Raw genomic sequence first — 16,124 nt, forward strand, 5'->3', positions numbered from 1 at the left:
ATCCACATCTGGGAGCGCTCCCACGCCGAGCGCCACCCGCACCTCTCCAGAGGAGCCCGGACGTGAAACGACGCAGAACCGCCCTGCTGTCCCTGACGGCCCTGCTGGCGACCGCGCTCACCGCGCTGCCCACCGCACCGGCCGGGGCCGAAGAGACCGAGCAGGTCAGGAACGGCACCTTCGACACGACCATGGACCCGTGGTGGGCGACCAGCAACGTCACCGCGGGTCTGTCCGACGGCCGGCTCTGCGCCGACGTCCCCGGCGGCACGACCAACCGCTGGGACGCCGCCGTCGGGCAGAACGACATCACCCTCGTGAAGGGGGAGTCCTACCGCTTTTCCTTCAGCGCGACCGGCACGCCCGCCGGGCACGTGGTGCGGGCGATCGTGGGCCTGTCCGTGTCGCCGTACGACACCTACCACGAGGTGACACCGCAGCTCAGCGTCTCCGGCGACACCTACTCCTACACCTTCACCTCGCCCGTCGACACCACCCAGGGCCAGGTCGGCTTCCAGCTCGGCGGCAGCGCGGATGCGTGGCGCTTCTGCATGGACGACGTCTCGCTGCTCGGCGGGGTGGCGCCGGAGCCGTACGAGCCCGACACCGGGCCCCGGGTCCGCGTCAACCAGGTCGCCTATCTGCCCGCCGGGCCGAAGAACGCCACCCTGGTCACCGACGCCACGGCGAAACTGCCCTGGGAGCTGAAGACCTCCGGCGGGAAGACGGTCGCGCGGGGCACGACCCTGCCTCGCGGCGTCGACGCCTCCTCCGGGCAGAACGTCCACTCGATCGACTTCGGCGCGTACCGCAAGAAGGGCACGGGCCTCACGCTGGTCGCCGACGGCGAGACCAGCCGCCCCTTCGACATCGACGCGAGCGCCTACGAGCGGCTCCGGCTGGACTCGGCGAAGTACTACTACACCCAGCGCAGCGGCATCGAGATACGCGAGGACCTGCGGCCCGGCTACGGCCGCCCGGCCGGTCACGTGGGCGTGGCCCCCAACAAGGGCGACACCGACGTCCCGTGCCAGCCCGGCGTCTGCGACTACACCCTCGACGTCAGCGGCGGCTGGTACGACGCCGGCGACCACGGCAAGTACGTCGTCAACGGAGGCATCTCCACCTGGGAGGTGCTGAGCACCCACGAACGCGCGCTGCACGCCCGCACCGGCGATGCCGGCAAGCTCGGCGACGGCACGCTCGCCATCCCCGAGAGCGGCAACAAGGTCCCCGACATCCTCGACGAGGCTCGCTGGGAGCTGGAGTTCCTGCTCAGGATGCAGGTGCCCGACGGCAAGCCGCTGGCCGGCATGGCCCACCACAAGATGCACGACGAGCAGTGGACCGGACTGCCGCTGCTGCCCAGTGACGACCCGCAGAAGCGCGAACTGCACCCGCCGTCCACCGCGGCCACCCTGAACCTCGCGGCCACGGCCGCACAGGCGGCCCGCCTCTACCGGCCGTACGACAAGGCGTTCGCCGACAGGGCCCTGGCAGCCGCCCGCAAGGCCTGGTCGGCGGCGCTCGCCCACCCCGACCGCTACGCCTCCGAGAGCGACGGCATAGGCGGCGGCGCCTACGCCGACAGCGACGTCACCGACGACTTCTACTGGGCGGCGGCCGAGCTGTACCTCACCACGGGCGAGAAGCGGTTCCAGGAGTACGTCCTGGAGTCGCCGGTCCACACGGCCGACATCTTCGCCCCCATCGGCTTCGACTGGGCCCGCACGGGCGCGGCGGGACGGCTCGACCTCGCCACGGTGCCGAACAGGCTGCCCGGCCGGGACAAGGTCCGCCAGTCCGTCGTCAAGGGCGCCGACCGCTACCTGGCCACGCTGAAGGCACACCCCTACGGCATGCCGTACGCCCCCGACGGCAACAAGTACGACTGGGGCTCCAGCCACCAGATCCTCAACAACGCCGTCGTCCTCGCCACCGCCTACGACATCACCGGCGCCTCGAAGTACCGGGACGGCGCGCTCCAGAGCATGGACTACATCCTGGGCCGCAACGCCCTGAACATCTCCTACGTCACCGGCTACGGCGAGGTCAGCGCCCAGAACCAGCACAGCCGCTGGTACGCCCGCCAGCTCGACCCGAACCAGCCGAACCCGCCGAAGGGCACCCTCGCGGGCGGACCGAACTCGAGCATCCAGGACCCCTACGCACAGAGCAAACTCCAGGGCTGCGTCGGCCAGTTCTGCTACATCGACGACATCCAGTCCTGGTCGACCAACGAGCACACGATCAACTGGAACGCCGCCCTGACACGCATGGCCGCCTTCGTGGCGGACCAGGGATAGGGACCGCCCCGGCGCGCCGGGTGCCGGGAGCGTCCGCCGACAGGACGCCTCTGGCACCCGCGCGTAGCCTGGTGTCATGCACGCGGTGCGGGTAGACGGCATCGAGGTCGCCTACGACCGGGTGGGCCAGGGCCCGCCCCTGGTGCTCGCGCACGGCGCCACCACCGACGCCCGCCTGTGGCGTCCGCAGCTCGCGGACCTGGCTGACGAGTTCACCGTCGTCGCCTGGGACGAGCCCGGAGCCGGCCGCTCCTCCGACGTACCGCCCTCCTACGTCCTCGCGGACTACGCCCGCTGCCTGGCGGCCGTCATCGAGGACGTGGACCTCGGTCCGGCGCACGTCCTCGGCCTGTCGTGGGGCGGGACGGTGGTGCTGGAGCTCTACCGGCACCACGCCGAGCTCGTCCGGACGCTGCTCCTCGTCGACACCTACGCCGGCTGGAAGGGCTCGTTGCCCGCGGCGGAGGTACGCAAGCGGGTCGAGGGGGCGGAGCGGATGCTCGCGGTCCCGGACGAGGAGTTCGCACCGACCGTGCCCGGCCTGTTCGCCGGGCGGCCACCGGCCGAAGCCGTCCGCCTGCTGTCCGTGATGTCCGCCGACACCCGGCCCCGGAGCATGCGGACGCAGCTCACCATCATGGCCGGGGCCGACCAGCGCGACCTGCTGCCCAAGATCACGGCCCCGACCCTGCTGCTGTGGGGCGAGCTCGACGCACGCTCGCCGGTGGACCTCGTCGCCCGTCCCCTCCTGGAGGCGATCCCCGAGGCCACCCTGGTCGTGCTGCCCGGCACCGGGCACCTCAGCAACATCGAGGCCCCGGAGCCGTTCAACCGGACTGTCCGGGAGTTCTGTCGCGCCCGCTCTTAGCCACGAGTTCCCCGGGCCGCTCATGGGCGGTCAGGGTGTGCAGCCGGGCCTGGTCGAGCGGCTCGTGCACCTCGACGTACTCGCCGTGCGGCAGCCGCTTGATCACGCCGGTCTCCCGGCCGTGCAGCACCAGCTCCCGGTCGCGGAGCTGTAGCCCCAGACAGATCCGCCGGGTGACGACGAAGACGACCGCCGGGACGACGAACATCGCGATCCGCACCGCCCAGGTCACCGTGTTGATCGACAGGTGGAAGCGGGTCGCCACGATGTCGTTCCCGCCGCCCGCCAGCAGCACCAGGTAGAGGCTGATCCAGGCCGCCCCGATCGCCGTGCGGACCGGGCGGTTGCGGGGCCGGTCCAGCAGATGGTGCTCGTGCCGGTCGCCGGTGACCCTGGCCTCCAGGAACGGGTAGACGCCGATGAAGAGCAGCAGCAGCGGGAACACCACGATCGGGATGAACACGCCCAGCACCAGCGTGTGGCCCCACAGTGTGATCTCCCAGCCGGGCATGATCCGCACCAGCCCCTCGGCGAAGCCGAGGTACCAGTCCGGCTGGGCGCCCGTGGACACCTGGTCGGCGCGGTAGGGGCCGTACGACCACACCGGGTTGATCGTCGCCACCGCCGCCATCAGCGCGAGCACCCCGAACACCAGGAAGAAGAAGCCGCCCGCCTTCGCGAGGTACACCGGCATGAAGGGCGCGCCCACGACATTGCGTTCGGTGCGCCCGGGGCCCGCGAACTGGGTGTGCTTGTGGTACACGACCAGCAGCACGTGGACGACGATCAGTGCCGCCATGACCCCGGGGATCAGCAGGACGTGCAGCGAGTAGAAGCGGGCCACGATGTCGTCGCCCGGGAACTCGCCGCCGAACAGGAACATCGCCAGGTACGTCCCCACGATCGGCACCGACAGCAGCGCGCCGTGCACGAACCTCAGGCCCGTGCCCGACAGCAGGTCGTCCGGCAGCGAGTAGCCGAACAGGCCCTCGAACAGGCCGAGGAAGAGCAGCAGCCAGCCGAACAGCCAGTTGACCTCCCGCGGCTTGCGGAACGAGCCGGTGAAGAAGTGCCGCATCATGTGCGTCAGCATCCCGGCGACGAAGACCAGCGCCGCCCAGTGGTGGAGCTGCCGGATCAGCAGCCCGCCGCGCACGTCGAAGCTGATGTCCAGCGTCGAGGCGTACGCCTCGGACATCCGCACGCCGTTCAGCGGTGTGTAACTCCCCTGGTAGGTCACCTCGTTCATCGACGGATGGAAGAACAGCGTCAGATACACGCCGGTGAGGACCAGCACCACGAAGCTGTACAGGCAGATCTCGCCGAGCAGGAAGGACCAGTGGTCGGGGAACACCTTGCGCAGGTACTTCCTGCCGAGCGTGTGGGTGCCCAGCCGGCCGTCGAACCAGTCGGCGAGACGCTCGCCGCGTCCGGCGCTCACGCCGCCTCCCTGGGCAGGTGGGCGAGCTTGTCCGGGTTGGCCACGACGTAGATGCCCCGCACCCGGTCGCCCTCCGGGGTGAGGTCCAGCACCAGGACGGCGAACGGCGCGTCGCCGTCGAACAGCACCGCCGCGTCGTCGCCGTTGACCCGCCGGTAGCGGAAGACCGGGTTGCTCGGGCCGCCCCGTCCGGACGTGAGCAGGCGGGCCACCTTGTCCCGGCCGTGCACCGGGCGCAGGCTCGCCGGCTTGCGCTTGCCGCCGGCGTCCGTCCACGCCGTGACGTCCGGCGCGAGGACCTCCATCAGCTCGGCGATGTCACCGCCGAGCGCCGCCCGCACGAACCGTTCGGTCGCCTCCCGCCGCACCCGCGGATGCGCCTCGTACCGCGGCCGTCGCGCGTTCACGTGCTCCCGGGCCCGGTGCGCCAACTGCCGTACGGCGGCGGGGGAGCGGTCGATGATCCCGGCTATCTCGGCGTGCGGGTAGCCGAACACCTCGCCCAGGACGAACACGGCCCGTTCCAGCGGGGTCAGCGACTCCAGGACCACCAGCATGGCCAGGGACACCGACTCGGAGCGCAGGGCCGGGCCGTCGGCGGTGTCGGCGCCCTCGTCGGCGACCAGCGGCTCGGGCAGCCAGGAACCCACGTACGTCTCCTGCCTGCGGCTGATCACGGCCCGGCGCCGCAGCGCGTGGTTGACCGCCACCCGGACCAGATAGGCCCGGGGATTGTCGACGCCGGCCAGGGGAGAGCCCTTGCCGCGGGCCGTCCAGGACAGCCATGTGTCCTGGAGGACGTCCTCGGTGTCGGCCACGCTGCCGAGCATGTTGTAGACGACGCCGAACAGCAGCTCGCGATGGTCCACGAACACCCCGGTCGCCTCGTCGATCGGGGCTGCGGTGCCGGGTACGGGGATCTCGGTCATGCGTGGTCCTCCCAAAGACGTGGTCACTACTGCGAGCCGCTCGGGAGCCCGGAATGTGACATCGGGCGGTGTGATGTGATGCAGATCTCAGCGGATGACAGGGGGTGCACCACCTCCGGTACCGCACGGCCTGCCCTCTGACCTGGTGCTATTTACGAGTCAGTACCCGAGCGGTACCGTGAAGGCATGCCAGCTCTCAACGTGGAGTTCAGCGACCGCGAACTTGAGGACCTGCGGCAGATCGCCAAGGAGCGCGGTACGTCCATGAAGGCACTCGTGCGCGAGGCGGCCGCGGCCGACATAGCCCGCCACCGGGCCCTCCAGGAGGGCGCGGAGGCCTTCCGCAGGTTCTTCGCGACCCACGCCGACGAGTTCGCCGCCGCCTTCCCCGACGACGAACCGCCCAGCAAGGGCGAAGGGCGGGCCGCCTGACCGATGGCACCCGTCATCCATATCGACGTGCCCTGGCTGCTTCAGCGCCACGAAGAGGTCCTCCCGGACCAGCCCACCGTCAACGACTTCTCCGCGCTGGTCGCCGCCGTCGCCCGGCACCGCGTCGATCCGCCGCGCCTCGGGGTGAACTCCGACGCGGCCTGGCGGGCCGCCGCGCTGCTGCACACCATCACCGTGCTCCGCCCGCTGCCCTCGGCCAACGCCCGCTTCGCGTGTGCGACGGCCGTGGCCTACATGTTCGTCAGCGGCGTCGGCATCGACCCGCCCTACGGTGCCCTCGTCGACCTCGCCCGCGACCTGATGTCCGGCACCACCGACGTCTACGGCGCTGCCGACCGGCTGCGGTCCTGGCAGATCTGAAAAGGTCGAAAACCGGTGCGACCGGCGCGTATGTGTTCCCGTTTCTGACTTTCTGTCAATGGGCTTGATGTTGTACGGGCGCCTTGTTGGCCGTGTGGGGGTTGTGCAAGAGTGAAACAGACGTGCGGGGGGAATGGCCGAGTGTCGCACGCGTTTTGCAGACCGGGTCCGATTCGCCGTCGGTGAATTCGCACCTCCCGCGCCGCGCCAAAAGAGGTACGCACCAACCGGGCTCCTTTTTCGGCGGCAGGACTTCTGTGTGTCACATGCGCGTGGGAAGGAACCATCTCAGTGCCCACCCCCCACCCCCCTCGTCCTCCGTATCCCCCGCCCGGCGGGGATGCCGGGGAATCCGATGAATCTCTCGCCGCCCCCCTGAGAGGCAGCCCGGAGGGCGGGGTCGCCGCCCATTCCGTCGCGCTGCTGATGGCGCGGCACTGGCAGCCGGTGCACCAGTACGCGGTCATCTGTCTCGCCTCGTCGGCGCAGGTCGCCGAGATGGTCACGGGGACCGCCTTCCACCGGACCCTCAACCGCCTCGCCTTCGGCGAGTCGGCCGTCGCGCTGCGCCCGGCGCTTCTGGTGACCGTGCGCGACACGGTCCGGGAGTGGTCCGGCGACGATCGAATATCCGCCGTACTGCCGGCCTTGCAGAAACCGGCCGGAGGGCGCGGGCTGCGCGCGGCGACGTCCATGACGCCCGAAAATCGCGCCCTCGCGGAGCGGGCATTTCAGGCACTTCCCGCAGCCGCGCGCTGTTTGCTCTGGCACGTCGAGGTCGAGGCCGATCCTTTAAGCGTCCCGGCGGGCCTGCTGGGCATGGATACCGACATCGCGTCGGCCGCACTCGAACAAGCGCGTGACACATTCCGCGAGGGTTGTGTACGTGCCCATGGCGAACTCGCGCCCACCCAGGATTGCCGCTTCTACAACCGCCTCCTCGACGTCCCGATCCGCCGGGGCGGCGCACTGCTGCCCGACGTCCAGGAACATCTGGCGCAGTGCCGCTACTGCCGGAACGCGGCCGAACAACTGAGCCATTTCGAGGGCGGGCTGGGCCCGTTGATCGCCGAAGCGGTGCTCGGCTGGGGAGCCCGCCGCTACCTCGACTCGCGCCCGGGCCGGGCCTCGCACGGCACGCGGGGCAAGCGTGCGGGCCGGCGCGGCGGAGGACGGGGCGACGGACGATCCGAGGGCGGACGCCACCGCCTGCTGTCCCGGATCCCCATGCAGGTCCGCCGGGTTCAGGGCGCGCGCATCCCGGACGCGGTGCGCTCCTCACGGGCGCTCCTCTCGGGCGTCGGCGCGGTGTCGGCCGGGGTGCTGGCGACCGTGCTCATCATCAACGTGTCGTCCTACGACGGCGGCCGGGCCGACCCGGCCGGCTCCAGCAGCGCCGCCGGCGGCAACGGCGCCGAGTCCGTGACGCCGCCCGACACGGCACGGCTTCCCACGGGGGCACCGGGCGTGACGCGGCTGCGCAACGCCGGCGCCGGCCTGTGCCTCGACGTCCGGGACCTGCCGAAGGAGGGCTCGGGGACGGAGCTGGCGGAGTGCTCGACGGCGTGGACCCAGCAGTGGACGTACGAGAACGACGGGCTGCTGCGCAGCGTCGCCGATCCCGGCCTGTGCCTGGACTCGCACAAGGACGCCGGCGTCGTCGTCCTCGGCACCTGCGCCGAGGACGACGCCGAGCGGGGCGAGGACGTGCGCTACGACCTCACCGTGCAAGGGCAGTTGCTGCCCCGCTGGGACGAGCAGCTCGCCCTCGCCTCCACCAACGACGACCCCGGCGCCGACATCGTCGTCAAGGTCCGCGACCGCTCCGACGAGCAGCGCTGGCAGGCCGAGCCCGTGCCGACGACGGCGGGCTCCCTGTCGATCGAGGAGCAGGAGGGTCAGACGGCCCGGCAGGTGACCGTGCCCCACGGGGGGACGGCGTGAGCACAGGCCCCGGGGCCTGAGCGGGGCTGCGCGGCGCACGCGTCGCGCAGCCCGCCTGTCAGGCCGGGTCCTCGACGAGGTCGGTTGGGCCGATGGTGCCCGGCGTGGCGTGGCCCGACAGGGCGAGGGTGAGGTCGAGTTCGGCCAGCAGGCAGCGGATGACGTGCTCGACGCCCGGCCGGCCGTCGAGGCCGAGACCGTAGACGTACGGGCGGCCGACGAGGACGGCGCGAGCGCCGAGGGCGAGTGCCTTGAAGATGTCGTCGCCGGTGCGGATGCCGCTGTCGAAGAGGACGGTGAGCCGGTCGCCCACCGCGTCCGCCACGCGGGGCAGCGCGTCGGCCGCCGCGACGGACCCGGCCACCTGGCGCCCGCCGTGGTTGGAGACGACGACACCGTCCATGCCCGCGTCCGCGGCCTGCCGGGCGTCGTCCGGGTGCAGAACGCCCTTGAGGACGATCGGGCCGTCCCAGTTCTCCCGCAGGAACGCCAGGTCCGGCCAGCTCTTCGCCGGGTCGGCGAACATCCCCACGAAGTGCATCACGGCCGCGTTCGGATCCTCGTGCACCGGCTTGGCCAGACCTGCCTGGAAGGCCGGGTCCGAGAAGTAGTTGGCCGTGCCGACGCCGTGCAGGAACGGCAGATACGCCTGGTCGAGATCGCGCGGCCGCCACGCCAGCAGCGGCGTGTCCAGGGTGACCACGAGCACGCTGAACCCGGCCGCCCTCGCTCGGTCCAGGAAGCTGCGGGCCACCTCGGGGTCCCTGGGCCAGTACAGCTGGAACCACCGCTCGGCGTCGCCCATCGCCTCGGCGACCTGCTCCATGGGCATGCTCGAAGCGGACGACAGGACGAAGGGCACGCCCTGCGCGGCGGCGGCCCGCGCCGCGGCGGACTCGGCGTCCGGGTGCATGATCGACAGCACCCCGACCGGGGCCAGCGCCAGCGGGGCCGGCAGCGCCCGGCCCAGCACCTCGACCGACAGGTCCCGTTCGTGCACGTCCCGCAGCATGCGCGGCACGATCCGACGGCGCTCCAGGGCCGCCCGGTTGGCGCGGGTTGTGCTGCCGTTGCCCGCGCTGCCCGCCACATAGCCGACCGGGCCGGGCCCGAGCCGCTGCTCGGTCAGCTCCTCCAGCCGGGTCAGATCGGTGGGCAGCCGCGGTACGGCACCCGTCATCCCGTTCAGGTAGATCTCGTACTGGAAGTCCGCCCAGTGTTTGCCCACCGTACGCAACCGCCTCTCGTCGTCTCCTCGTCGAGACCGCGCCCGACGGCCGACGATACCGAGGGGTATGCGCGACGGCGGATCAGGGGCGGCTCCCCGCCGCGTCCAGGAGGCGGGCGAGTGCGTGCGGCTGCGAGAACATCGGCCAGTGGCCGGTGTCCAGCTCCACGAGCTCCCAGCTGTCACTCTTGAGGAGTTCGGCCACCGCCGGCATCGGCTCGTCCCCGTCGAGGAGGCACTTCACATACGTCGCCGGGAGGTCGCCCAAGGGGCCCGCCAGCACGGCCGGTTCGGTGAGTGTGGCACCCGGGTGCGGGGAACCGCCGACGATCCGGGCGATCTGCTCGTCCGTCAGCCCCTGCCCCGCGTACTCCGGCGCGCCCAGCGGCGGCCAGAACCCGTCGTGCCCGGCGATCGCCTGCCGCACGGGGTCGCTCGGCCAGCCCGACAGGAACGACTCCCCGTCCACCGGCACGTTCGCGTCGACGAACACCACGCGCCGCAGCCGCTCCCCGATCCGCTGGGCGGCCTGCCCGACGGGTATGCCCGCGTAGCTGTGCCCCACGAGGACGACGTCGCGCAGGCCGAGGCGCTCCACCTCGTCGACGACGTCCCGCACGTGCGTGCGCTGCCCGGCCGGTACACCCTGCTTCTCGGCGAGGCCCGAGAGCGTCAGCGGATGGACGTCGTGCCCGGCGCCGCGCAGCTCCGCGGCCACCTCGTCCCACGCCCACGCCCCGAGCCACGTCCCCGCCACCAATACGAAGTCGGTCATGCCGGCAACTTAGCCGAGGGGCCCGACAGCGCCCCCTCCGCGCCGGGCCGGTAGTCGTCGGCACCGGCACCTCGACGGTCCGGGCCAGTGAAGAAGGTGTTGGCACCGCCGAAGGCGAGCCGGAACAGGTCCAGCGGGGTGGCGGTGCGCTCGGCGTCGGGGATGCGGTCGACACCGTGGGCCTCGACCTCCGTCAGGGACGGGGGAGGCGCGGCGGGGGAGGGGACGTCGGCGCCCGGAGGACGTTCGGCCGGCGAGGACGAAGGGGCTCCAGCGGGGAAGGGGCCGGTGGAGCGCGGGGTGGCGCGGCGGCGTTGCGGACGGCCGCTCGCCGGCGCGTGGGTGTGCGGCGGCGTGCGGAGCCCGTCCTCTGGGGTGCTGCCGACGGTAGGGCGCCGCAGACGGACGACACCAGAGGACGGTTCATCCATTCTCGGTGCTGTGAGTGGACCGATCCTCCACTCTGTGGTCACTCCTCGTCATCCGTGCGCTCGGCGTGATCCGCTTGATCCGGCTCGGCGTCCGGCCCCTGGGCCCGGACCCGCTGCACGTGTTCGAGGGAGTCGCGCAACTCCGCGAGCCAGTCGTCGGTGTGACGCTGGACCAGGCGCACGCACCAGGCCAGCGCGTCGCTGCGGCTGCGGGCGACACCGCCGGCGATCAGGGTGTCGAGGACCTGGCGCTCCGGCTGGCGCAGCCGCGTCATCACGGGCGCGGCCACGTGCGTGAAGAGCGTCCGCCGCCCGCCGCACTCCACGCCCCAGGACACCTTCCGGCGGAACCGGTGCTCCGCCTCCCGGGCCACGGCCATCCGGTCCTCACGCGTGCGTTCCCGGAAGTCCTGCACCCGGCTCTCCAGGGCCGCCTCCCGCTCGGCGGCCGGGGCGTCCTCGGCCAGCCGGGGTTCGGGGATGCGGCCGATCACGGTGATCTCCTCGCGGTCGACCGTGATCTCGGTCAGCTCCTCGAAGAGGTCGTCGGGAAGGCGGCCGGCGAACCAGCCGCGCAGTTTCTCTCGCTGCTCTGTAGTAATCATGTAATGACGATTACTCGGCCCGACCATGAACACAAGGGGTCGCGAAGCAGTCGGCCGAGAGCGGAATCGGAATGTTTCAGGCCTATTAACGAACACGCGGAAATCGGCCATCTGGCCGCTTCGTGATCCCGGAGTCCGCGCGGTTACGGGCTTCATGCGGGCGCGTTCCGTAACTTCACGCCACTGATTCAACACGCAAGGTTACTGAAACCGGTGGGGTCGATGTGTGTTTCGGAGGCGGACTCGGCAGACTCGCGGTCGCCGCCCCGGGCACCGATCGAGCACGGGCCGGCACACCCTGTAATCGAGCGGAAGGATGCACACAATGCGGAACACCGCGCGCTGGGCCATGACCCTCGGCCTGACGGCCACCGCCGTCTGCGGACCCCTGTCCGGGGCCGCGCTCGCCAGTCCGGGTCAGGCCCCCACCGCGCTCTACGCCCCGTCGGCCCTCGTTCTCACGGTGGGCCACGGTGAGAGCGCGGCAGCAGCGACTCCGGAACGCGCGGTCACCCTGACCTGTGCCCCGAGGCCCTCCGGCACGCACCCGGTCAGCGCCTCGGCCTGCGCGGAACTGCGTGGTGTCGGCGGCGACATCCACGCCCTGACCGCCACGGACGGCGTGATGTGCACCAAGCAGTACGACCCGGTGGTCGTCACCGTCGACGGTGTCTGGCAGGGGCAGCGCGTCTCCTACGAGCGCACCTTCTCCAACGAGTGCGTGAAGAACGCCTACGGTTCCGGCGTCTTCGCGTTCTGAGAGACCGGGATCGCGCCGTTCCCGTGAGACACAGCGGCTCGAGGCTGGGGAGCCGGGCCGCTGTCGCGGGGACCTGCGATCTCGTACGAGGGGGCCGGTGGGCGGAGTGGGGCCGCCCGCCGGCCCCTGGGCTTGCCGCCCACCGCGACCGGGCTCAGGCCCGGTCGCGGTGGCTCGTGTCGCACCACGGATAGCGGCGGCTGCGGCGGCACGTGCACAGGGCCACGCGGAAGCGGTCCGAGGTGACGACGGTACCGTCCTCCAGCTCCACCTCCACCGGGCCCTCCATCAGCAGCGGGCCCTTGCGCTGGACCGTGACGCGGCGCGGCGCCGCGGACCGGTCAGACGGGGAGTTCGGCACGGACGACCACCAGCTCTTCCTTGTCCTCGGCGGGCGGGAGCAGCCCCCGCTGCCGCAGCCAGCGTTCCCGGCCGCGCAGCACCGGGCCGAACGCGATCCGCCGCCGGCACGTCACCGCGGCCTTCAGGCCGGACGAACGCAGCTGCCCGACGGTCAGGTCCGGGCCGCTCAGCGCGGACTGCACCAGCAGCAGCACCCCGCCCGGACGCAGCAGGTCAGGCGCCTCCCGGCAGATCCGGTCCACGACCAGCCGTCCGTCGTCACCCGCGTCCCAGGCGCGGGCCGCGCCCCGCGGCCGTCCCGCACCGCCCGGCGACGGCACGTACGGCGGGTTGGCCAGGATCAGGTCGAACGACTCGCCGCGCACCGGATCGAAGAGGTTCCCGTGCCGGATGCGGACCGGCAGCCCCGCCCGTACGGCGTTCAGCCGCGCGGCCCACACCGCCCTCCGCGACACGTCCACGGCGGTCACCCGGAAACCCCGGCGCGCCGCCTCCAAGGCCAGGGCGCCAGTGCCGGTGCCGACGTCGAGCACCTCCGCGCCGGGCGGCAACGGCTCGTCGAACAGGGCGCCGACCAGCAACTCCGTGTCTTCCTGTGGGGCGTACACGCCCGGGGGTACCAGTGGGTTCACGGTGCTCGGGTACCCGGGGATTCAGGAGGTATGGGCCGCTTCCAGGGCAAGCGGGGCAGACAGTGACGAACGCGACGCGCGCCAGTCGGCGAGCAGCCGGGCGGCGAAGCGGTCCTCGACGAACTCGGTGGCGTCGATCCCGAACGCGACGTCCGGGGCCAGGTGCGGCTCATCCGCCAGCAGACCGCCGATGACGTCCTGGCGCACCACCTGCTCGTGGACCGCGTCGGCCTCGACGTGCTCGTCGTAGAAGTGCTCGGCCGCCGGCCCGGCGCCGGTGCGGCGCATCGCCTCGGCGAGTCGCCGCGATCCCGGTGACGAGGTGATCTCGACCGTCGCGAAGTGGCCGACCAGGGCGCCCCTGAGGGCCCGGTGCAGGCCGAAGAGGGACATGAGGTTCACCGTGACCAGGGCCTCGGCGCACGCCGCGTCGAGGTAGCGGCCGTACGTCGTGTCCAGGCCCAGGTCCGTCATCAGGTCGGCGAACAGCCGGGCGTGCACACGGTCGGCCCGGCCGCCGCCCCACTCGTCGAACTCCACCGCCGCCATCGCGGCCTTCGCCCGGCCCCACAGCCGCGGCAGCACCCAGGCGTGCGGGTCCGCCTCCTTGAGGTGGTACAGGGAGCGCTGCGCCGCGTACTCGCGCAGGTGCCACAGCTCGCCCTCGTCGCGCAGGAAGTGGGTGACACCCGCGCCGTCGACGGGCTCGACCAGGAGGTCCGCCAGCGCCCCGTCCACGCTGTCGTGGGCCCGGGCGTCGGCACGCAGGGCGGACAGGAAGCGGTGCTCCAGGGCCGCCCGGACACGCAGCAGGTCGGGGTCCCACTCGCGGTCGGTGGACACCCCCGCGAACCCGCGGTAGTGCAGCTCGTAGCACAGGTAGAGCGCCAGCTGGAGATCCTCGCCGTACACCTCGGCCCGGGCGGCGTCCTCGAGGCGGGGCAGCCGGCCCGCGCCCCGCAGGTATGCCTCGACGCCCTCGCTCAGCGGGCCGCGCGGGAGTGGCAGTCCTGGTTCTTCACGGTGGTGCTCCATGCGCATCGGGTACCCGGCCGGCGCCCGGGGTCACCTACCCGCGTAGCACCGGTGCGGAGGGGTACTCCGGCACCTCATGAAGGCACTCGTCATCAACTGCACCCTCAAGAAGTCGCCGGAGACCTCGAACACCGAGGCACTGGCGAGCATCGTCGTCGAGCAGCTGGAGAAGGAAGCTGTCGCCGTCGATGTCGTGCGGGCGGTCGACCTGGACATCGGCCCGGGGGTGACCAGCGAGCCGGTGCACGAGGGCGATGCCTGGCCGGGCGTGCACGACCGGCTGCTGGAATCGGAGATCCTCGTCATCGCCTCGCCGACCTGGCTCGGCGGGCCGTCCTCCGTCGCCCAGCGGGTGCTGGAGCGGATGGACGCGATGATGTCCGAGACCGACGACGAGGGCCGGCCGGTCGCCTACAACCGAGTGGCGGGCGTGGTCGTCACCGGCAACGAGGACGGGGCGCACCATGTGATCAACGAGATCACGGGCGCCCTGGAGGACATCGGCTACACGATCCCCGGCCAGGCGTGGACCTACTGGAACCAGGGGCCGGGCCCGGGGCCCAGCTTCCTGGACGCCGAGCGCGGCCACGACTGGTCGCGGTCGACCGGGCGGGCCATGGCGGCCAACCTGCTCGGCGTGGCGCGGGCCCTGGCGCAGCGGCCGCTCGGCCCGCCGCCGCAGTAGCCCGGGCCCGCCCGGCCCTTCCCTTCAGTCCCCGTGGGACTCCTCCTGGGCGCGTGTGTTGGGGGTGATGGCCTCTCCGGCCTCGCCCCGGTGGCGGCGCTGTCCGGCGGAGTCCTGGGTGCGGTTCTCGGCGTCCTCGATCTCGCGCAGGACCTCCTCCAGCGCCGTCTCGGTCTGCTTGTCGGAGCTGTCGTGGTTCTTGTCCTGGGACACGGGGGTCTCCCTTCTGCGTTCGGTGCTTCCGTTATGGTCCGCCGGTGCTCAGCTGGAGGCGGTGGCGATGCGCAGCGGCACCGGGTCGGGCGGGGCCGCCTCCTCGTTGCGGCGGGTGACCTCCGCCCACCAGGCGGGGCCGTCCTCGATGTGCCGCAGCAGCACGCCCTCGCGGATCGCCCAGGGGCAGACCGTGACGGACCTGAGGCCGGTCAGTTTCATCGCGGTGTGCGCGACCACCGCTCCGGCCAGGCTCTGCGCCGCCCGGGGCGCGGAGATGCCGGGCAGCAGCGCGCGTTCGGCGGCGGGCAGGGCGGCCAGCCGCGGGATCGCCTCCCGCAGCGCCGCGCGGTGCAACTTCCGGTCCACGAACGGGCCGTGGCGTCCGGGAGCCGTCCCGCACAACCGTCCCAGCTGCTGGAAGGTGCGGGAGGTGGCGACCGCGGTGCGCGGGCCCTCCCAGCGGATCCGCGCCGCGACGTCCCGCAGCTGGTGGCGGACCTTGCGGCGCAGCGCCCGCACCCGCTCCGGCGACGGCGGGTCCTCGTCCTTGAAGAACTCGTGGGTGAGCCGCCCCGCGCCCAGCGGCAGCGACGCCACGAAATCGGGCAACCGGCCGCGCCCGAAGGCGACTTCGAGTGAGCCGCCGCCGATGTCGAGCAGCGCGAGCGGCCCCGACCGCCAGCCCATCCAGCGCCGGGCCCCGAGGAAGGTCAGTTCCGCCTCGACCTCGCCCGGCAGGGTGCACAGGTCCACGCCCGTACGGGCCCGGACGGTGTGCAGCACCTCGTGCCGGTTCGGCGCGCCGCGCACCACGGCGGTCGCGAACGCCAGCGGACCGGCCGCACCCCACCGAGTGGCGGTCCGGCTCGCCTCGGCGACCGCGTGCACCAGTTGTTCGACGGCCTGCTCCGGGATGGGTCCCCCCGGTGTGACCTGCTCGGACAGCCTGAGCCGCCACTTGGCGGTGTGCACCGGAAGCGGTACGCCGTCGTCCGCGTCCGCGACCACCAGTCTGACCGTGTTCGATCCCACGTCCACCACGCTCATTCGCATGGGCCGTGGGTACCCACTTCTGACAGAGCCCAACGATCCG

The 16,124-nt window shown here is 72.1% G+C and carries 18 protein-coding genes; 7 read left to right on the forward strand and 11 right to left on the reverse strand.

Translation table 11 applies throughout. From position 1 onward, the window contains the following. The first annotated feature begins 62 nt into the window (after window positions 1-62). Both ABFX81_RS06815 and ABFX81_RS06820 read left to right on the forward strand, forming a co-directional pair. Window positions 63-2,306, forward strand: coding sequence for a glycoside hydrolase family 9 protein (locus tag ABFX81_RS06815; protein ID WP_086851795.1), 2,244 nt, complete (start codon window positions 63-65; stop codon window positions 2,304-2,306). A 76-nt stretch (window positions 2,307-2,382) separates the two neighbouring features. Further along, window positions 2,383-3,174: an alpha/beta fold hydrolase gene (locus tag ABFX81_RS06820; RefSeq protein ID WP_086851797.1), complete on the forward strand. Its 792-nt coding sequence runs from the start codon at window positions 2,383-2,385 to the stop codon at window positions 3,172-3,174. On the opposite strand, the gene qcrB is transcribed toward ABFX81_RS06820, so the two are convergent. Continuing rightward, window positions 3,134-4,615, reverse strand: a complete 1,482-nt coding sequence (qcrB, locus tag ABFX81_RS06825; RefSeq protein WP_086851799.1) for a cytochrome bc1 complex cytochrome b subunit — start codon at window positions 4,613-4,615, stop codon at window positions 3,134-3,136. The genes ABFX81_RS06820 and qcrB overlap by 41 nt on opposite strands. Beyond that, window positions 4,612-5,544 carry a sigma-70 family RNA polymerase sigma factor gene (locus tag ABFX81_RS06830; protein ID WP_086851801.1) on the reverse strand — a complete coding sequence of 311 codons (933 nt, stop codon included), beginning with the start codon at window positions 5,542-5,544 and terminating at the stop codon, window positions 4,612-4,614. Before ABFX81_RS06830 ends, qcrB begins: the two co-directional genes overlap by 4 nt. A gap of 186 nt (window positions 5,545-5,730) precedes the next feature. On the opposite strand from ABFX81_RS06830, the gene ABFX81_RS06835 reads away from it, so the two are divergent. The 3 genes from ABFX81_RS06835 to ABFX81_RS06845 all read left to right on the forward strand — a co-directional run bounded on the left by ABFX81_RS06835 (window position 5,731) and on the right by ABFX81_RS06845 (window position 8,301). Further along, window positions 5,731-5,976, forward strand: a complete 246-nt coding sequence (locus ABFX81_RS06835; RefSeq protein WP_003994883.1) for a hypothetical protein — start codon at window positions 5,731-5,733, stop codon at window positions 5,974-5,976. 3 nt (window positions 5,977-5,979) lie between these two features. Then, window positions 5,980-6,357 carry a toxin Doc gene (locus tag ABFX81_RS06840; protein WP_086604073.1) on the forward strand — a complete coding sequence of 126 codons (378 nt, stop codon included), beginning with the start codon at window positions 5,980-5,982 and terminating at the stop codon, window positions 6,355-6,357. Between the two features lie 291 nt (window positions 6,358-6,648). After that, window positions 6,649-8,301, forward strand: coding sequence for an RICIN domain-containing protein (locus ABFX81_RS06845; RefSeq protein WP_346137745.1), 1,653 nt, complete (start codon window positions 6,649-6,651; stop codon window positions 8,299-8,301). Between the two features lie 58 nt (window positions 8,302-8,359). On the opposite strand, the gene ABFX81_RS06850 is transcribed toward ABFX81_RS06845, so the two are convergent. The 4 genes from ABFX81_RS06850 to ABFX81_RS06865 all read right to left on the reverse strand — a co-directional run bounded on the left by ABFX81_RS06850 (window position 8,360) and on the right by ABFX81_RS06865 (window position 11,340). Then, window positions 8,360-9,529 (reverse strand): lactate 2-monooxygenase, encoded by a 1,170-nt coding sequence (locus ABFX81_RS06850; RefSeq protein WP_346137746.1) that lies wholly within the window; start codon window positions 9,527-9,529, stop codon window positions 8,360-8,362. 82 nt (window positions 9,530-9,611) lie between these two features. After that, window positions 9,612-10,304, reverse strand: coding sequence for an alpha/beta fold hydrolase (locus ABFX81_RS06855; protein ID WP_086854358.1), 693 nt, complete (start codon window positions 10,302-10,304; stop codon window positions 9,612-9,614). Continuing rightward, complete coding sequence (locus ABFX81_RS06860; protein ID WP_346137785.1) at window positions 10,301-10,735, reverse strand: hypothetical protein; 435 nt, start codon at window positions 10,733-10,735, stop codon at window positions 10,301-10,303. The genes ABFX81_RS06855 and ABFX81_RS06860 overlap by 4 nt, the downstream gene beginning before the upstream one ends. Before the next feature lie 38 nt (window positions 10,736-10,773). Further along, window positions 10,774-11,340 carry a hypothetical protein gene (locus ABFX81_RS06865; protein ID WP_086851446.1) on the reverse strand — a complete coding sequence of 189 codons (567 nt, stop codon included), beginning with the start codon at window positions 11,338-11,340 and terminating at the stop codon, window positions 10,774-10,776. 325 nt (window positions 11,341-11,665) lie between these two features. On the opposite strand from ABFX81_RS06865, the gene ABFX81_RS06870 reads away from it, so the two are divergent. Continuing rightward, entirely contained in the window at window positions 11,666-12,100 is a 435-nt protein-coding gene (locus ABFX81_RS06870; RefSeq protein ID WP_086851444.1) for a protease inhibitor, read from the forward strand. A 154-nt stretch (window positions 12,101-12,254) separates the two neighbouring features. On the opposite strand, the gene ABFX81_RS06875 is transcribed toward ABFX81_RS06870, so the two are convergent. Genes ABFX81_RS06875 through ABFX81_RS06885 form a run of 3 tightly spaced genes read right to left on the reverse strand, consistent with a single transcriptional unit; the run spans window position 12,255 to window position 14,130 of the window. Continuing rightward, entirely contained in the window at window positions 12,255-12,461 is a 207-nt protein-coding gene (locus tag ABFX81_RS06875; protein WP_086851441.1) for a CDGSH iron-sulfur domain-containing protein, read from the reverse strand. Further along, on the reverse strand, window positions 12,442-13,095 hold the full coding sequence (locus tag ABFX81_RS06880; protein ID WP_346137747.1) for a HemK2/MTQ2 family protein methyltransferase: 654 nt from the start codon (window positions 13,093-13,095) through the stop codon (window positions 12,442-12,444). Before ABFX81_RS06880 ends, ABFX81_RS06875 begins: the two co-directional genes overlap by 20 nt. Window positions 13,096-13,116: 21 nt before the next feature. Continuing rightward, window positions 13,117-14,130 carry an iron-containing redox enzyme family protein gene (locus ABFX81_RS06885; RefSeq protein WP_086851450.1) on the reverse strand — a complete coding sequence of 338 codons (1,014 nt, stop codon included), beginning with the start codon at window positions 14,128-14,130 and terminating at the stop codon, window positions 13,117-13,119. Window positions 14,131-14,206: 76 nt separating this feature from the next. Between ABFX81_RS06885 and ABFX81_RS06890 the strand changes: the two genes are divergently transcribed. Next, complete coding sequence (locus ABFX81_RS06890; protein WP_086851433.1) at window positions 14,207-14,815, forward strand: NAD(P)H-dependent oxidoreductase; 609 nt, start codon at window positions 14,207-14,209, stop codon at window positions 14,813-14,815. A 24-nt stretch (window positions 14,816-14,839) separates the two neighbouring features. Here ABFX81_RS06890 and ABFX81_RS06895 read toward each other — a convergent pair whose 3' ends face one another. After that, window positions 14,840-15,028, reverse strand: coding sequence for a hypothetical protein (locus ABFX81_RS06895; protein ID WP_086851430.1), 189 nt, complete (start codon window positions 15,026-15,028; stop codon window positions 14,840-14,842). 48 nt (window positions 15,029-15,076) lie between these two features. After that, window positions 15,077-16,084, reverse strand: a complete 1,008-nt coding sequence (locus ABFX81_RS06900; protein WP_086851428.1) for a Ppx/GppA phosphatase family protein — start codon at window positions 16,082-16,084, stop codon at window positions 15,077-15,079. Window positions 16,085-16,124 lie beyond the last annotated feature (40 nt).

This window comes from Streptomyces coeruleofuscus, assembly GCF_039532725.1.
Taxonomy (GTDB): Bacteria; Actinomycetota; Actinomycetes; order Streptomycetales; family Streptomycetaceae; genus Streptomyces; species Streptomyces coeruleofuscus.